13 protein-coding genes are annotated in these 16,565 nt (G+C 30.0%); 4 read left to right on the top strand and 9 right to left on the bottom strand.

From position 1 onward, the window contains the following. The first annotated feature begins 127 nt into the window (after positions 1–127). Positions 128–508, top strand: coding sequence for a YidH family protein (locus tag BT156_RS22615; RefSeq protein ID WP_072410509.1), 381 nt, complete (start codon positions 128–130; stop codon positions 506–508). Positions 509–687: 179 nt separating this feature from the next. Here BT156_RS22615 and BT156_RS12395 read toward each other — a convergent pair whose 3' ends face one another. The 8 genes from BT156_RS12395 to BT156_RS12355 form a co-directional block, all read right to left on the bottom strand. After that, on the bottom strand, positions 688–1,923 hold the full coding sequence (locus BT156_RS12395) for a site-specific integrase (RefSeq protein WP_072410508.1): 1,236 nt from the start codon (positions 1,921–1,923) through the stop codon (positions 688–690). A 705-nt stretch (positions 1,924–2,628) separates the two neighbouring features. Beyond that, a complete protein-coding gene (locus BT156_RS12390; RefSeq protein ID WP_072410507.1) occupies positions 2,629–3,273 on the bottom strand; it encodes an ATP-binding cassette domain-containing protein in 645 nt (214 codons plus the stop codon). 908 nt (positions 3,274–4,181) lie between these two features. Continuing rightward, positions 4,182–6,338 carry a peptidase domain-containing ABC transporter gene (locus BT156_RS12380; RefSeq protein ID WP_072410505.1) on the bottom strand — a complete coding sequence of 719 codons (2,157 nt, stop codon included), beginning with the start codon at positions 6,336–6,338 and terminating at the stop codon, positions 4,182–4,184. Between the two features lies 1 nt (position 6,339). After that, the gene (locus tag BT156_RS12375) at positions 6,340–7,425 is read right to left on the bottom strand and encodes an HlyD family secretion protein (RefSeq protein WP_072410504.1); all 1,086 of its coding nucleotides are present in this window, start codon (positions 7,423–7,425) and stop codon (positions 6,340–6,342) included. Further along, entirely contained in the window at positions 7,419–8,222 is an 804-nt protein-coding gene (locus BT156_RS12370; RefSeq protein WP_170857318.1) for a thiopeptide-type bacteriocin biosynthesis protein, read from the bottom strand. The genes BT156_RS12375 and BT156_RS12370 overlap by 7 nt, the downstream gene beginning before the upstream one ends. Before the next feature lie 31 nt (positions 8,223–8,253). Next, positions 8,254–10,485: a lantibiotic dehydratase family protein gene (locus BT156_RS12365; protein ID WP_072410502.1), complete on the bottom strand. Its 2,232-nt coding sequence runs from the start codon at positions 10,483–10,485 to the stop codon at positions 8,254–8,256. 101 nt (positions 10,486–10,586) lie between these two features. Further along, entirely contained in the window at positions 10,587–10,736 is a 150-nt protein-coding gene (locus BT156_RS22125; RefSeq protein WP_170857317.1) for a hypothetical protein, read from the bottom strand. A gap of 204 nt (positions 10,737–10,940) precedes the next feature. Then, positions 10,941–12,704, bottom strand: coding sequence for a helix-turn-helix domain-containing protein (locus tag BT156_RS12355; protein ID WP_170857316.1), 1,764 nt, complete (start codon positions 12,702–12,704; stop codon positions 10,941–10,943). A gap of 202 nt (positions 12,705–12,906) precedes the next feature. Here BT156_RS12355 and BT156_RS22120 point away from each other — a divergent pair, with 202 nt between their 5' ends. Beyond that, complete coding sequence (locus BT156_RS22120) at positions 12,907–13,077, top strand: hypothetical protein (RefSeq protein WP_170857315.1); 171 nt, start codon at positions 12,907–12,909, stop codon at positions 13,075–13,077. Positions 13,078–13,081: 4 nt separating this feature from the next. Continuing rightward, a complete protein-coding gene (locus BT156_RS12350) occupies positions 13,082–15,259 on the top strand; it encodes a prolyl oligopeptidase family serine peptidase (RefSeq protein WP_072410499.1) in 2,178 nt (725 codons plus the stop codon). Positions 15,260–15,401: 142 nt separating this feature from the next. On the opposite strand, the gene BT156_RS12345 is transcribed toward BT156_RS12350, so the two are convergent. After that, on the bottom strand, positions 15,402–15,800 hold the full coding sequence (locus BT156_RS12345) for a hypothetical protein (protein ID WP_072410498.1): 399 nt from the start codon (positions 15,798–15,800) through the stop codon (positions 15,402–15,404). Positions 15,801–15,933: 133 nt separating this feature from the next. On the opposite strand from BT156_RS12345, the gene BT156_RS12340 reads away from it, so the two are divergent. Further along, positions 15,934–16,266: a hypothetical protein gene (locus tag BT156_RS12340; protein ID WP_072410497.1), complete on the top strand. Its 333-nt coding sequence runs from the start codon at positions 15,934–15,936 to the stop codon at positions 16,264–16,266. The last annotated feature ends 299 nt before the right edge of the window (positions 16,267–16,565 follow it).

The raw sequence follows: 16,565 nt of genomic DNA, 5'->3' as shown, positions 1-16,565 counted from the left end.
CCGTCAATATGTAACCTAGAACATTTTATCTTGTTGCAAATTGCTAATCGATAAAAAATCTATTTCAAACTTAATTTGTAAATTTGGTATTGTTAGCTATTGTGGGCAAGATAAATTTTAATAAGATATGAATAAAGATAAACCTAATCATACCAGTGAACATTTGGCAAATGAAAGAACATTTCTTGCGTGGATGCGAACATCGATAGCATTGATGGGTTTCGGATTCGTATTAGTTAAATTTTCCTTATTTCTTAAGCAGATATCTTTAGTTGCAGAAGCTAAAAACATAGTTCACTTTCAAAATGGACATTCCAGTCTTGTAGGGATTATAATTGTAATTGTTGGAGCTATAGTTTTATTATTTTCATATATTAACTACTACAATAACAAAAAACGTATTAATAATAATACATTTTACGAGAACAACATTTTCTTGCTCATAGTCACCATTGTTTTATTTTTGCTGAGCATTTTTTTAATACATTATCTATTAAATAACATATAAATGATACTCACAGATTTCAATTAATTAGCTATTATAAATCAATAAAAATCGAAAGAGTGCTTCGTATAGATGATGGGAAAACGCAGTCCGATTTCCTTGAAATTAAGTTTGTTCCCAAAGTTCAGTAGATAATCTTTATTATTACAATTATCAAAAATCCTTCAGCAAAACCGAGCTACCTAAAAAATTACAACAGTTTCCTTGTTAGTAAATTTTTGTTTCAATTCCATCATATCCTTACTGACTTTTTTATCAAGTATTTTCGCATAATGCTGTGTTGTCTTAATGCTCTTGTGACCTAGCATTTTACTAACACTTTCAATGGAAACCCCATTAGACAAAGTGATTGTAGTTGCAAAGGTATGTCGTGCAATATGATAGGTCAATTCTTTGTTAATTCCGCACAAGTCAGCAATCTCTTTAAGATATGCATTCATTTTTTGATTACTAAGAATGGGCAGCAACTTTCCATTATTAAGACATACTGGATGATTTTTGTATTTTTCAATAATTTTCTCTGTTTGAGAAAGCAAGGGAATATTAGAAGTAGTTTTAGTTTTCTGACGTTTTGTATAAATCCATTGAGAGCCATCAAGTCCCAAATTGATATTTTGATATGTTAGTTTTTGAGTATCAATGTACGCTAGTCCGGTGAAACAGCTGAACAGAAAAATATCTCTTACCAAAGACAATCTTTCATTGTTAAAATCTTTGGCAAAAAGTACTTCTATCTCCTTTTCATTAAGGAACATTCTTGTCACTTCATTAAACTTAGAATGATAGTTCATAAAAGGATCTCTTTCCAGCCATCCATTTGCAAGACAGATACGAATAATCTTACCAAAATTCTTGATATATTTTACTGCAGAATTATTATTACAGGATTTTTCAGTCCTTAAAAAAAATTCAAAATCGTTTAGAAAAGCATAATCGATCTTTTTTATTTCAATGTCGGTAATACTGTATTTCCATTTCAAAAAATCTTTGGTATGTTTCAGACAGGTCTTATAACGGGTTAATGTTCCTTGGGCAAATTCTTTGTCTATAAGTTTCTCCATTCGATCATTATGATCCTGAAAAACGGGAATGAGTGTTCGGGTTATTCTACCTCTACCTACTAACTTATTCTTAAGAGCCTCAGAAGTTACTGTTTCGTTATCTCTGATTAATTCGTGATAGGTGTCGTAAACTTTCTGCTCAAATGTTTTCAAATAATAATTAAGGGATCTGCAATCTTCTGAAGAACCACTAACCTTCTGCATTGCAGAATTCCATTTCGTAGGCTTTACTGTACGCTTTGTGCTTACCTCGGTTATTTTGCCGTCGATGGTAATCCGCAAATAAATAGGAGACTCTCCTACAGAATTGATTTTAGCTTTTTTTACATAGAAAAGTAAATTGAATGTCTTGTTCATATTGTTTAGCGTTTAAGATTTAAAATTAACCTTAGCAAAAACTTATCACAAGATATTCAGTTGCTGAACTAGCTGCTGAACAGGGTTTGTCTGAATTTCCAGTGACCTTTTTTAACCTGTTTCAACAGGTCACTGAATAGGTCACTTTCAGATTGTGATTTTTTAGTTCTCTTTGAACATACATAAAACAAAAAAAGCTTTAAAACGTATGTTTTAAAGCTTTTTGTACTACTTTGATATTGTAGTTGCGATCCGGACTGACATAATCTCGAACCGATTATCACTATAAATCAGAATGTTATCTAAATTTAACAAACCCCACAGGACTCGAAACATCTGATTTTTTATTTTTCTTATTAAGTACCTTTATAAATATTATTCAAAATATCTTGTTGTTTGAAAATTTCTGATGCAAATATATAATTTTTTTTCTAATTCTACAATAAAAACTATCGTTTATCATAGGTCAGTCTTATTTTTTTCCTAAAAATCAATCTGTAACTACAGTTTGCTTTAAAAACAGTTTCTGATTTTAGTTTATTTAAGTTACTTGTCGATGAAAACCAATTAATTGAAAAAACAAGCAATTAAAAACTAAAGAAATGTGATATTATTTCATAATAATTACTTTTTTTACTTAAATTTTAATATTTGCATAAGTTTGTAATTATAAAAATCAAATTACTTATCATTAGTTCTATAAACTTAAGGGGTGAAATTAAATTTATTTAGTTGATTAAACTCATTTTTTTCTATCATCTTTTCAATCATCCCATCTTGTAAAAATACAATATTATCACAGGTATGAAATAAAGTTTCAATAATATGAGAACTGATAATGATGATTTTGTTTTTAGACCTCATATCCTTTATAACATCATACAGAACGTGAACACCCTCAAAATCCATCCCATTAAAAGGTTCATCTAGAATATTAACAGGCTTATCCAATAAAAGAACTCCAATTAAAGCTAGTTTTTTCTTCATTCCGGTTGAATACGTGTCAACAAATTCATCAAGGGGAAGATTAAAAAGAGAATTGTAATTTTCGGCAGCAGAAATATCAGCAGAAAAATAATTTAAATATTCTTTACCTGTAATATAAGGATAGAAATAATTAGTTGTTTCTAAATAAGCAATATTTTCTCTATCCAACTTTTTCCCTTCCCACAAAATTTCCCCAGTAAAGTTTAATGCACCAAATAACGTGTTGAATAATGTGGTTTTTCCTGCTCCGTTTTTTCCCAATACTCCAAGAACATTGCTGCTCATGTTATCCACTGAAATAGATAGATTTTTTAATATATAATTTTCTGAATATTTAACATTAATATTTCGGATTTCTAACATAGCTTTTTATTTTTTGATTGCTCAATTCAATATTCTTTCTGATTGAAAATACGGCTGGAACTACTGTCATTGCCAAAATTAGGTTTTCAAAGTAAGTTCCCATATAATAATCCGTTACTTCGTTATGATGTGAATATAGGCTATACTTTCTAGTAATTGTCAATAAATAATATAAGTTCATAAAAACTATGTAATATAGAACGATATAAAAACTACTGATATTTAAAACGATAAATAGTATATACAATGGTGCTAATACCAAATTAAAAAATATGATATTATTTTTTAATTTTTCTTTAAAACTTATTCGTGTAAAATACATTTCCAACATTTCTTTACTCTCATTATATTTAAATAAATGTGAGACTGGATCCAGAATGAACAGACCACCAAAAATTAATGTGGAACTTTCGTATGCAGAAGTCAGAACTAATGGATAGCACAAGAGAATGAGTATAGTATTCCTTCTCAAATAGCTTTTCCATTCAAAAAGTGAATTTGGCAAAGAGCCCCATTTTAGCATAAATTTCTTTTTTGCACTTCCAATAAAAAAGGAAAAGAACAAAACTATAAATATATAGATAAGACTTTTATAGTCATATTTATAATTAATATTTATCATAGTAAAGAATCCCCAAATGATCAAATTTTCTATCAAAATAATAAATCGCCAGTTTTTGTAGAAAATTTTCTTTAAAAAATACACGTCTCTTCTACCCAAATGAAAAAGAAATACAGGAAAAAGAAATAAGAGAGGAAAGTAATCTAAAGGCAGTTTTACCATCATCATAATCATGATAAATATAAAGAATGAAAAACCAGCTTTCGTATTAAGTGTTAAAGTTCTGAATATTTGGCGTATTCTGAACTTAATATGAATATATATCAATAAAAAAAACGACATAGTACTATAAAATTAAGGTTTGCTTTTCCCACATTGATTTATAAACTGAATCTTTTGACATAAGATCCTGATGATTTCCCTCCTCAATGATTTGTCCATTTTTCAGAACTAGAATAGTATCCGAATGAGCAATGGTACTTAAACGATGAGCAATAACAATCATGGTTTTTCCCTGATTCTTAAATTCACGAAGTGTATTTTGGATGGTTAATTCTGCTTCTGTATCCAGAGAAGAAGTTGCTTCATCCAGGATTAATATTTCGGGATTTTTGTATAAAGCTCTTGCAATAGCAATTCTTTGTTTTTGCCCTCCTGAGAGCTGAGAGCCATTCTCTCCAAGATCAGATTGAAATCCATTGGGTAATTTTTCTATAAATTCTAAAATTCCAAGATTTTTAGTAATATCAACTATTCTTTGTATATCCGGTATATCTTCTCCTAACGCTATATTTTCAATAACATTGCCAGCAAACAAATCAATCTGTTGCGGAACAACTGATACTAAATTTCTTAGGGAGAAATTGGAAACATAGCCAATGTCATAGTCTCCAATCAATACTTTTCCACTTTTTAAAGGATACAAATTTTGAATTAATGATAAAAGAGTTGTTTTCCCACTGCCGCTTTCCCCAATAACCGCTGTTGTATGCCCTTTTTTAATGATACAATTAAAGTCGGTGAAAACATCAACTCGGCTTCCATAGCTAAAAGCGACATTTTTAAATTGAATATCTCCAATCTGATTCGAACTCAGTTCAATTTTTCCTGTGGTTTCCTCTCTTTCTAAATCCATAATTTCAAAAAGACGATCGGCGGCAATCAATGCATTTTGAATGGTTTTATTCATTCCAATTAGCTGAGAAACAGGTCCCGTCAGGTATCCTATTAATGCATAAAACGACAATAATTCACCAGGGGTAATTTCTTTATCAATAACATACCCTGAACCTACCCAAAGTAGAATAATCGTGAAAATTCTTGACAAAAACTCTGATGAACTGCCTGAAAATATTGTATTTAGAACTGATTTATAAATGTTTTTGAGTAAGGATGTAAAACGATTGTCGGTTTTATTGTTCGCAAACGTTTCTATTCCAAATTGCTTGATCGTTCTCACAGAATTTAGTGATTCTACTAAATTAGATTCTAATACAGCCCCTTCTTCCATCACCCTTCTTTCAACTTTCCTATTAAGTCTATTGATAATCCAATATACAAAAAGATAAAATGGAATAACCAACGCTATTATAAGTGCTAATTTCCAATAATAGGTAAACATTAAAGCAAAAGAAAATATGATAATAAAAATATTTACAAATATCTGTATGGCAGCATCGTTTATAAATGCCCTTATTTTTACTGCATCATTCACTCTTGAAATAATCTCTCCTACCTTCATGGTGTCAAAAAACCGTTGAGGAAGCTTTAATAAATGCTTGTAATAGCCTAGTATCAAGTGGCGATCCATTTTTTGCCCAGTTTGTAATACTAAGATAGATTTCATCGTTCCTATAAAAATTTGAAGTAACAAAATGATAATCATTGCCACAGAAAGTAGATTAAGCAACCTTCGATTTCCATCTATCAATACATAGTCTGTAATTTTTTCAATGTAAATAGAGGTCGACAATCCTAAAATAGTATAAACTAAAGCCCCCACTAATGCTTGAACAAGAATACTTTTATGTGGAGCAACTAAATTCCAGAATCTACTATATAAACTAACTCGTTCATCTTTTTGGTCAAAATATTCATTCGGTTCAAGTAAAACCAAAACGCCTGCCCATATTTTAACAAAATCAGCCAATAGATATTCATCTATTTCCCCTTTAGCAGGATCCATCACAAAAATCTTGGTCTTGTTGATCTTGTAGATAACCACAAAGTGAGGTATTTCCCCATTAATCATTACATGAGCAATTGAAGGCAATGGAATATCATATAGAGCACCTATATCCCCTCTTACTCCTTTAGCATTAAACCCCAATGATTCTAAGCCTTGAACCATTCCCAATACATTTGTTCCTTTTGTATCAGTATGACATAGCTGTCGAATTTTGGCAATTGGAAGCTTTAATCCATAATGAGCAGCAACAGAAGCTAAACACGCAGCTCCACAATCTTTTATATCATGTTGTCTTATAAGAATCTCTCTCTTCATTTTAGCTTAAATTAGGATTAAACCAATCATCTACTCTATCAAATAACAGTTGCCATAATGTTCTTTCCACTAAATAAAATCTGGCAGTAAAAGTCATTCCTTTGCTAATTTTTCCCTTATATCCATTTTTTAACTGTAAAAAATCTTTATCCAATTTGCAAACTACATGAAAATATGTTTCACCTGTTTGCTGATTAACTGTAACATTACGATCAATATCAATAACTTTTCCTTCTAATAATCCCCATTGGTTATAATTGTATGAGTCAGCCTGAAACTTTACTTTTTGCCCTATATTAATGAATCCTATATCTTTTGGAGAAACCACACATTCTGCAACCAACGATTGTTCTGGAGATATTTCACCAATGCTTTGTCCCTGAACCAAAAAATTACCTTCCTGTACACCTGAAAAATTCACTAATCTTCCCGAAGAAGGAGCAGTGATAATATAATTTTTTTGTTCCTGGTTAATTCGTTGCACTTCTGAGCCTAAAGAACGGATTTGTCTTTCCATTTCTCTCTTTTGAGCCTGCCATTGGGCAATTTGTTGCTCTCTTATGCCTGAAATTTGTCTTTTTAGCCCCTGATAATCATAATAATATTTGTCATATTCAGCTTTTGGAATCACACCTTGGTTATAAAGTGTTACCGCTCTGTCAAAATCCTTTTGAGCTAAAGATAACTGAGTCTGTACTTGTGCTATTTTTTCCTGCATGGCAGAAAGCTCTTTTTGGTATTGCCCAGTTTGCAAACCGGAATATTGTCCTTTGGCAAGTCTGTTAAGATCTTGTAATTGTGCAGAATAATCTGAATTTTGGCTATTTTGTAAACTTTTTTGAGTATCCAGTTGCTCTGTGGTTACAATAATTAATGTATCTCCCTGCTTAATAAATTGATTATTTTTTACAAGATTATTCTTAATAATCTTTCCGTTTATGATGGCATTCAGTTTAGTATTTACCCTTATAGGAACAATAATTCCCCGAGAAGATGAAGAAATAGGTATTTTAACAAAAGGTAAAGCCCCTAGAAATAGGAGGATAATTAAAAGGATACTATTATAAATAATATTTTTCTTTAACATAATTCATTTTTCGCGAATGCAAGCTTTTTATAATATCTGTATAAAAAATCATAAAGTACATATTCATGCTTTCTTTGTTCATCTCTAAATAAACGATTACAATCCATGTGTATTATACTGGACAATATATAATGAAAGTCCTTCCTTTCCTTCTTATCATTGATATTCTGAATTATTTGTTGCAGTGCAAAAGAATCATTATATATGGTATCTTTGTATGCTTCATTGATAAAGATTGTATCAATAAGCTCTTTTTTACTCCGGTATTTTTTATCTAATTGCTTGTTCAAAAGTTTATTTTTGTTGAATTCATTACCAAAAGATTCATTATTTAGCTTTGCAAATTCTAATTTTTCTTCAATAGACATCCCAAATAAGGATAAAAGATTGTCGATATAAAATAACCCAAATAGCCAACGTTTGCTATCATCTAAAGCATTGTCTTCAATTCTTTTCAATAAATTTAAAATTGAAAGACTGTTATAAAAAAATAAAGTTTCTATATCATCTATTAGTTCAGGACTGTATCGCTCTAATTCTCTTTTATAGCTTTCCATCCTAATTTCAACCGTTCTATTTTGAATATCCTTATCTAAAATAGCATGCATTTCGGCAATAATGGTTGAAAACAAACTTTTATCAAACAATTTCAATCTTATTCTAATATGAAAGTCTGGATCTGAATATCTGATAAAGAAAAACTTTTCAATAATCTTTTTTTCTATTAATGTATTGATATACTCTCCTATAGGTAATAGAATTTTATCTGCAAAAAAAGGAGAGCTGTATACTTTCATATACAACCATTCAGATCCGATAGTAAATATCCTATTTGTCATGCTTTTTGTAAAAATTAAGTATTATCTCGTTTGTAAATGAATTACCTTTTTCGTCTTTAACAATAAGTTCATTATCATAAAAGGTCTCTTCTATAATGATTTTCTTTAAATTTTTAACTGTATTCAAGAACATTTTGAACATGAAAATGTTTTTTGTGTCTATAAATAGTTTATTATCAAAGTCTTTTAAAGCAAATTGTTCCGGTATTCTGTACTTTTTTCTCCATGAATGAATTTTTTCTTCCAGTTCCTCATCGGAAGAATAAGAGTGTAATGATATTAAATCACCATTCGTGAGATTCCATAATGCTTTAGAAAGAATTATATTTTTATATACTATTCTGGGCAAAAAAATAAAATCTTCACTTATCGAACCCCAATCGAAAAACATATATTTTTTTTCATCCTGATACTGAAAATCTGATAAAAACCGATATAAAGACAGATTTTGTGGATTCATATAATTGTGGGCACTACTTAGCTTAGGAAGTATATATTTATTGTGTTTTTGAGATCTTAATACTAGGAGTCCCCCTTTCATAGATAAATAAAGATCATTTAATTGAATCTGTTGATCACTAGGAAGTAAAGATTGGGATAGTATTGGAATTTCATAAGTGCCGAATGAAGGTCTTAAAAGAACATTTCCCTCTCTATATTTAGGAAGATGAACTATTTCAGCAATAATGGTATCATTACCAATCATGCTTTTTTCTTTTTCATAAATTTCTCTGATACAATCCTTGACTTTCTTATCAGATGCGGAAAACCTTCCTAATAAATTGGTTGCTGATGCTGAAAACATATTTACATATACCTTTTCTTCATTATCTTGTGTTTTATAAAGTTCCACAAGAGCAGATAATGTATTAGGAAGAGGTTGGGTATCCTGATCTATATTATCAAAAAAAGAAAGATCCGCATCATCTATATTTAATTCAAGCGCATTGGTTGCTTTGGTATCGAGAAAAAACTGACTTAGCTTTCTCAATAAAAAAATATCTTTTTGAGCAAAGAGTTTATATTTGTTTGTGTTTTTATTTGGTGGGAAAGATATATCATCTAATAAATCGGATAATAATTTTTTTTGCTGCACCGGATACCCAAATCCAGAATCATCATCTAAAACGCGTAGCAGCGGCACTTCTTCATCTTCATATTTTTTATAAAAAGCCTCCTTAAATTCTTTAAATGCACTATTTTGATAATGAGAGAATAAATTCAGAATATCAATAGATTTATTAACATCTTGAATCGTTTTTCCTGATAACTCATTTATTTTTGCTTTACCTTTAAGATCTATCTGAAATATATTATTTGAGGTGAAATTAAATGAGTTAAAAGCCGTTTTAAAGAGTTCTATATCGTCAATACTTATATTTTTGCCTTTCTTTAAGAAAAAGTCAATTAAAGCTTCTCCGTTCTTTATAAAATTCTGAATATTAACATCTTCAATATGGTCAATTTTACTAATCTTATGAATTAAAGTTTCAAAAGGATTGGTATCTATTGTCGAGATTTCTAGTTCGCTACACAATATTTTATTCTTAATAAGCTCTAAAATAAAATCTTCGGCTTCTTCTGAATCGATTTCGTATTCTTTCAATAGAAATTGAGATATTTCAGTAATTAATTTACCGTTTTTACAATATTCAAGAATTGAAGACATATATGTATCTTCTTCAAATGTTGACTTAAAGCATACTTTTTCGTTATTATTTATGGTTTGGGATTCTATATATGATGAAATGCTTCCAATTGAGTGTATAGTATTATTAGGAGTAAATTTTACACTCATTACAATATCTCTAAAAGTAAGAAGATAATCAGTAACAACAGAGACGACCTCCATATCGACTCTAATATATTTTTCAAATTTAGAAGTGTTTTCTAAGGTGATATTTGTGCTTTTACCAATGGAGCCAGTACAAAATCCAGAAAATAGCCCAAATGGGGTGCACCTAGTTTTAGATCGTATAAAATATTTCGCCAGAGAATTTAATAATTTTTCACTAATTGTATTATTTGCTATCGATTTATCAACTTCATGGTACAAATCTTTAGAAGCAATATAAATTGCTTCTCGAAATTGCTGATTATTTGTAAAAAAATCGATAAGAGTTTTCCCGTTCAGTTCTGCAAATTCCTGAGAATCAAAACTGAAAGAAGGTGTTCTTAATAAAAATGTATCAAAATAACTATACTTTGCCTTAGTAATCATATATAAAGTAAACTATGGTGCAAAATTGTAAAAAATAGAAAAAGAGACTGTTCTCACAAATTGTAATACAGTCTCTTCTACTACAAAAGTAGTAATTAATATTATTTGGAAGAATCTCCTATTAATAATATTGTTAACAATAGTAATGTAGTAGGATGTGTTCCTCCATTAACATTAGCCATTTCCTGGTTTGATAGTGAGGTTAAATTAGAAACCTTTTCCTTTCTAAGTTGCAATTTTTTAGTTTTCATTTTACTAAATTTAAAATTTGATAATTTGCTTTGCCATATAATCCCTGACATAGGGCTTTTGCTGATCAGCTTTATATTTAAATTTTTGTACTGTACACATACAAAAATAAAATATCGTTGTGTTTTTACCCGCACAAAGATGCTGTAAGAACACAACACAAAAAAGCAAATGGATTATGAATTTATAAATCCATCACTATTAATTTATAAATCCATCACATCAAAATTCTGAAAATGAGATAATTGAACTTTATTTAATATTTGTTGTTTTTCAATTTCTTTGATATATGTAGAAAGGGTGGTTTGTGTCTTTTTCTTAAATGCCGCCGTAAATGCCTGAGCATTGTTGTATCCAAGTTCATCTGCAATAACAGCCAGTTTATAAGATCTGAACCTTTTATCTTCTATGAGCCGTTCTAAAGCATAATCAATACGTAACTCGTTAAGATAAGCTGTGAAATTCTTTTCTTTATGACTATTAATTACTTCAGATAAATAAGCGGTGTTAGTATTTATAGATTGGGCAAGGCTGGATAATGTTATTCCTTTTTTAAGGAAATGTTCATTTTTTTCAAAATCTTGTAGTTCTTTAAAAATTGCTTGTACAACCTCATCAGGAATATTTTTGACTACTTTTGGTTCTTGCTGTACCGGCGGCTCTTCATTTATAACTTCGCTTACTTCAGTTTCAGGGTGTATTTTATGACGTTCTTCAATAGAATTGATAAGATCTTGAGCAGTTTTTCGGTGTATTATTTCTGCTTTTCTTGATTTGCAGTATAGAAAAAGTAATGTTAAAAGTAGCAGTGCCATTATTCCTATTGTAGTATAAAATAGGAGTTTTTTGCTTTTTAATTCATTAATTATATTTTCCTTTTCTAGTAAAAGATTCGGAGTATCATATTTTTTTGGCAACTCTGTTGACAAATACCGGAACTGTTCATCAAGTTTCTTATCTATTTTTAAAAAACGGTCAATATAATAAAGTTGTTTTTCTTTATCATTTTTTTCTTTGTAATAATCTATGAGATAGGCATAAACGTCTCGAAGTTCGGGAAAGGTAATATCCGTTTTTTGTATGTTAGAATCTAGCTTAATGTATGTTTCTACAACTTTTTCCTTGTTTTTTAAGCCATCATAAGCTTTACCTAAGCTATAAAGTGCAAAATTAGCATTGTTTTTATTAATTTTTGTTAAATCATCATAGACTTTGGACAGTTTTGTAATAGCAGTGTCATATTTTTTCAGTTTAAGATCATTTGTTCCTGATAAAAAAGAGTATAAACTAAGGTCATAATTATTGTTATTGGCACTGGCAGACGCTTGTCCTTCTCGAATTAAAATATTTGCAGAATCCAACTTATTAATCTCAAGATAGCAGCTTATGAGTGCTATACGCATTTGATTGTGCTGATAATCATCAGTTATATTATTTCTATTATACAGATAATATCTGAATATTTTTGCAGCTTCCTTATTTTTGCCTATATAGCTATTGATGTAAGCAATATTCATATTGGCATAGGCAGTCTGTTTTTCATCATTTTGTTCTTTTGCGTATTTAAGCCCCAAAATATAATTATCCAACGCTGCTTTTAAATTATCGTGCTTGTAATATAGATTTCCTTTTATCAAATAGGTTCTAGCAGGATACAAGTTTCCATTTATATCTTTTGTTATTACAGCTAAACTATCAATGTACCTTAAGGCGGTGGAAAAGTCTTTATTAAAATGTGTAAGGTTATAGCCTTCCGCTATTTCGAGAACATTTTTTTCTTTTTTAGCTTTTTGGAGATAATATTTTGCTATTTTTTCAGACTGTAGAACTTGATTATGGTCATAATAATCATAAAACTTACTCTTCAGTTCGGGATACTTAAATTCATATAAGCTATCAATTTTGTTTGTTTGAGCGCCAACCAAATGGTTAAACAATAATATTAAAAGTGGGAATATAGACTTCATCATTTTGTAAATACACTGCAAATTTACATTTTTATTCATCAAATAAGAATTCATAGAAAATTCCAAATAACTATGCATTAAATACTAACAATAGGTATTTTGTATTATTTTAGATATGATGGATTTATAAATCAATGATGTATTTCTATTGCTATTTTGAAAAATATCCTTTTATTTGCTGTTAATTTTTTAAACATATTTATTAATGAAAAAGACAATCAAATTAGAAAAAAAATTATCATTAAAGAAGCTTCAAATAATGAAAGTTAGCGAAATGAAAACACTGAATGGAGGAACTAGTCAGTTAATAAATATTAATGGAGGGGATGAACCACCAACACTAGTGCCCCAGAATACAGTATCAGTGAGAGCTTAAAAAAATGAAACAATTAATATTTATCATTATTAGTACCTTCTACGTACTTCAGTTAAAAGCTCAAAAAAGTAATCCTGCTCCATCTACTCATGTAACAGATGAATATTTTGGGACGAAAATTGTTGACGAATACAGAAATTTAGAAAATTTAGAGATTCCTTCAACAAAGAAATGGATGGAAACTCAAACAGATTATACTAATTCAATTCTTAGTCAAATTCCAAAAAGAAAATTTTATTTAGAAAAAAGAATGGAATTTGATAAAAGGCAGGGATATTCTGTATCAAATTTAAGTATAACTAATAATGATAAATATTTTTATTTAAAGAAAAGCGGTAATGAAAAAACAGCAAAGCTTTATTGTAGGGAAGGATTTTTAGGAATGGAGAAATTACTTTATGATCCTGCTAATTATAAAAGTAGTGAACAGAATCATGAATTTGTAATTAATTATATTAGCCCAGATCTAGTTGGGGATAAAGTAGCTATTGCAATGGCTGAAAAAGGGAAAGAGCTTGCAGAAGTCATTATTATCGATGTAAAAAGCAATTATATTCATCCTGAAACCATTACAAGTACAATACCTGCTAGTATAGGAGGAATAAAGTGGTTGGACGATAATTCAGGATTTATTTATACATACTTCCCAACTAATGATCCTAAATCTCAAGATTTCTATAAAAATACACAAGCTATTTTACACAAAATAGGGACAAATTCAAAAGAATTAACAGATATTTTTTCTGCTAAAAATAATCCTGAACTAAAAATAGATGAGAAAAAATCGCCTATTATCCTAGATTATAATCATAAATATTACATAGGAATGTTGCTTGACAATAGCTATTATAGGCAAACATTTATTATTCCTAAAGAAGATTTATTAGAAGGTAAAAAAACATGGAAAACTCTTTATACGCAAGATGATAAGGTAAGATCTTTACAACTTTTAGATGATGATCTGTATTTTTTATCTCAATATAATGCTCAAAATTTTACATTGTGTAAAACTAGTACAATAGTTCCAAATTTTAAAAACCCAGAAATCCTTATTCCGGAAAGACAGGATGAGGTTATAGGACAGTATAGATTCACTACAGATGGTATTTATTACACAACCACAAAAAATGGAGTAGAAGCAAAATTATACTTATATAAAAAAGGTAAAAGTATTTCTATCAAACTTCCTTTTCCATCAGGAAATATAAATTTACAATCAAAAGGAAAATATTTTTCAGATATTTGGGTAAGTTGCTCTGGATGGGCAAATGAAGAGCAGCGTTTTAAGTATGACCTCAAAACAGATTCTTTTCTGCCTGAAAACATAACCCCGATTACAGAATATCCTGAATTTAAAGATATAACAGTTGAAGAAGTAGTCGTGAAAGCAAGAGATGGTGAAGAAATCCCTCTATCTTTAGTATACAATAAAAACATAAAACTAAATGGGAATAATCCAGTTTTAATTGATTCGTATGGTTCTTATGGATCTTCTCGGAATCCTTTTTTTGCCCGAATCTATTTATTATGGGTAAATCAGGGAGGAGTAATGGCTATTGCTCATGTTCGAGGAGGAGGAGAAAAAGGGGAAAAATGGCGTTTGGGAGGATACAAGGAAACGAAGCCAAATACTTGGAGAGATTTAATAGACTGCACAGAATATTTAATAAAAGAAAAATATACCTCTAAGAGCAAAGTGGCAATTTGGGGGACAAGTGCAGGAGGAATTACAGTAGGACGAGCTATGACAGAAAGACCTGATTTATTCAAAGCTGTAATTCTGGAAGCCCCTACAACTAATATGTTAAGGAATGTATTTGCTATTAGCAGTAATACAGATGAATATGGAACATTAAAGGAACCTAAAGGTTTTAAAGCTTTACTGGAAATGGATGCTTATTACCATATCAAAAAAGGAATTAAATATCCTGCAACATTTATAACTGGAGGGATAAATGATCCAAGAGTACCTGCTTGGGAGCCTACAAAATTTGCAGCTAAACTACTACAGTCGAATAGTGATTCAAAAAATTCAGTATTACTTCAAATAGATTATGAAGGGGGGCATGGAAACAATACCACAGCTCTTCATGGACACTCAAACCTCTCTGATATTTTCGCCTTCGCCTTCTGGCAATTAGGACATTCTGATTATCAGCCTAATGAAAAAATTAAAAAATAAAGTGTTGTTTTTTTGAATATGAACAAAAAGTAAGAAAAATTCAAATGTCATTTTTCTACTTTTCAAAAGAAACTATATAGAAAATAACATATTTTTGACGGTTGTAAAAAACTCCGATTGGCATTCCAATCGGAGTTCATTCTTAACCTTTCTTGCAAAAAGCATTAAGATAATACTCAACAGTTGACCAAGAAATACCTTCGTCACGGTTGTGATTCTTAATCATTTCGTACAACGCTTTTTCAAGCAGGCTTCTGTCATAAAGTTCTTTACTTGATTTGTGTTCCAGCTCCTTCGCTTTCTTCTCGAAATGTTCTGCTTTCCAAATAATTGCCGTTTCCAAGTGTGTGATCCTGTCGATCAGTTCTTGATGCTCTAGATTCGGGAAAACCGGAGTTCCGACTTTCTTGGAAATGATGCTGAGGATTTTACTTTCTTTAGGAACAAACGGATTGTTAATCAATTGGCACGCTTCATGATCATTGTCTGCATTGATCGTTCCGAATTCGTACTTCACGAAATGAAATTTTGTGTTACTCATAACTTTTCTTTTTTAGGTTAGAGCAGTACTATATCTACAAATCGAAAAAAAGCAAGGGAATTTTTGCATTTTGTCTTTTATTGGAAGTTTATTTAAAAAGAATGTATTTGTTATATTTGTTTAAAAACATCACATGATGAACGAAAAAGAAACCATCGAAAAACTACAGGCGATAGCAAACCAACCCGTAGATAGTCTTAAAAAGTTTTTGGCAAAAGAAATTTTAACCTATGACAGTCCGAAAGAGTTTTTTTCCAATGTTAAAGATTACGGAATGGAAACCCTGTATCAATATGAGGATTTGGAGGAAGAAGAAATTCAGAAAATCCTGACCGATTATTCCAAAGAAATTGAGCAGATGCAGTTGGATAATTCAGATAAACCTCTTTCAGATACAGAAAGGAGTTGGCATGCTTTGGAAAAAACAGCTAAAGACATTGGTGATCAATTGGATTTGGAACGGTAAAAAACGATTCGAAAAATTTAAGTTGATATTTTTTACTTGACAAATTCTTAAAAATAATTATCATGGATTATGATTTAAATTTGAGCCCTCTTTTAAAATTCCATTAAACAAAAGTTTACTTTTATTTTACAATAGAAAATTCATTAATTCCATCAAGTCCGTACAAAATTTCCTGTTGCGAAGACAGCTTGTAATGCTCATCAAAAAAACTCTTGTTTTCAAAGTACGAAAACTGTATAATGGGCTTTAGTATCGTGAAATCTACGGTACTTATAAGGGTTTTTAAGCGTTCGAAATCC

This window comes from Chryseobacterium limigenitum (assembly GCF_900114875.1).
Classification (GTDB): Bacteria; Bacteroidota; Bacteroidia; order Flavobacteriales; family Weeksellaceae; genus Chryseobacterium; species Chryseobacterium limigenitum.
Note: the sequence above shows the minus strand (reverse complement) of the source record. Positions and strands in the feature narration are given on the sequence as shown.

Excerpts from the sequence above, each read along its gene's own strand:
- BT156_RS22615 (WP_072410509.1), top strand. The coding sequence starts at position 128 with ATGAATAAAGATAAACCTAATCATACCAGTGAACATTTGGCAAATGAA.
- BT156_RS12395 (WP_072410508.1), bottom strand. The coding sequence starts at position 1,923 with ATGAACAAGACATTCAATTTACTTTTCTATGTAAAAAAAGCTAAAATC.
- BT156_RS12390 (WP_072410507.1), bottom strand. The coding sequence starts at position 3,273 with ATGTTAGAAATCCGAAATATTAATGTTAAATATTCAGAAAATTATATA.
- BT156_RS12380 (WP_072410505.1), bottom strand. The coding sequence starts at position 6,338 with ATGAAGAGAGAGATTCTTATAAGACAACATGATATAAAAGATTGTGGA.
- BT156_RS12375 (WP_072410504.1), bottom strand. The coding sequence starts at position 7,425 with ATGTTAAAGAAAAATATTATTTATAATAGTATCCTTTTAATTATCCTC.
- BT156_RS12370 (WP_170857318.1), bottom strand. The coding sequence starts at position 8,222 with ATGAAAGTATACAGCTCTCCTTTTTTTGCAGATAAAATTCTATTACCT.
- BT156_RS12365 (WP_072410502.1), bottom strand. The coding sequence starts at position 10,485 with ATGATTACTAAGGCAAAGTATAGTTATTTTGATACATTTTTATTAAGA.
- BT156_RS22125 (WP_170857317.1), bottom strand. The coding sequence starts at position 10,736 with ATGAAAACTAAAAAATTGCAACTTAGAAAGGAAAAGGTTTCTAATTTA.
- BT156_RS12355 (WP_170857316.1), bottom strand. The coding sequence starts at position 12,704 with ATGATGAAGTCTATATTCCCACTTTTAATATTATTGTTTAACCATTTG.
- BT156_RS22120 (WP_170857315.1), top strand. The coding sequence starts at position 12,907 with ATGAAAAAGACAATCAAATTAGAAAAAAAATTATCATTAAAGAAGCTT.
- BT156_RS12350 (WP_072410499.1), top strand. The coding sequence starts at position 13,082 with ATGAAACAATTAATATTTATCATTATTAGTACCTTCTACGTACTTCAG.
- BT156_RS12345 (WP_072410498.1), bottom strand. The coding sequence starts at position 15,800 with ATGAGTAACACAAAATTTCATTTCGTGAAGTACGAATTCGGAACGATC.
- BT156_RS12340 (WP_072410497.1), top strand. The coding sequence starts at position 15,934 with ATGATGAACGAAAAAGAAACCATCGAAAAACTACAGGCGATAGCAAAC.